This window comes from Ancylomarina longa, from assembly GCF_003996985.1.
GTDB classification, from domain to species: Bacteria; Bacteroidota; Bacteroidia; order Bacteroidales; family Marinifilaceae; genus Ancylomarina_A; species Ancylomarina_A longa.
This window is the reverse complement of the sequence record NZ_RJJX01000100.1, coordinates 1-704: the sequence shown is the minus strand read 5'-3', so window position 1 is coordinate 704 and position 704 is coordinate 1. Positions and strand designations below refer to the sequence as shown.

Sequence of the window (704 nt, the reverse complement as noted above, 5' to 3'; positions counted from 1 at the left end):
ATTTTTGTCTAAATTTCGGAGTAAACGACCTTCTAGATGCGGTATTTCTTTAGTGATCCTTTCAGGACCTTGGGTTGTCACATGCGTCTGAATTTCATATTTCCGTATGTGGAAAGAAGTATAAATATCACCATATACTAGACACTCACTAATGAGTACCGCATCTTCARAATTGTAWCCTTCCCATGGCATATAAGCYACTAATAYRTTTTTMCCCAAAGCGAGTTCMCCRCCAACKRTAGCRGCACCWTCCGCTAAAATTTGTCCYTTTTTAATRCATTTACCYCGWSGAACCYGRGGTTTTTGATGCATACAAGTATTTTTGTTKGASCGTTGATACATAAYYAATRGAATGCTTAGAGTATCACCATTGCCCGAAAAAACGATCTTCTCAGTGTCAGTATAAAGGATTTTTCCCTCGTGTTCRGCTATMGCGGRAACCCCYGAATCTARAGCCRCTTGGCGTTCCAACCCAGTTCCAACAATGCACTTTTCGGACCGAGAAAGTGGAACTGCTTGACGTTGCATATTAGAACTCATTAAAGCTCGATTCGCATCATTATGTTCGATAAAAGGAATTAGAGAAGCTCCAATGGAAAAATATTGGAAAGGGAAAATGCTTCGAAGATGAACCTCTTCCCATGCGATAGTCAAAAATTCTTGGCGGTATCGAGCTGGAACAGCCTGTTCTTCTTGAATGCCCC

At 40.8% G+C, this 704-nt stretch carries 1 pseudogene; it reads right to left on the bottom strand.

Annotated features, from left to right (window positions below):
* Positions 1–528 (bottom strand): annotated as a pseudogene (rpoB, locus tag DLK05_RS19060) (DNA-directed RNA polymerase subunit beta); the annotation flags it as partial.
* Between the last annotated feature and the right edge of the window lie 176 nt (positions 529–704).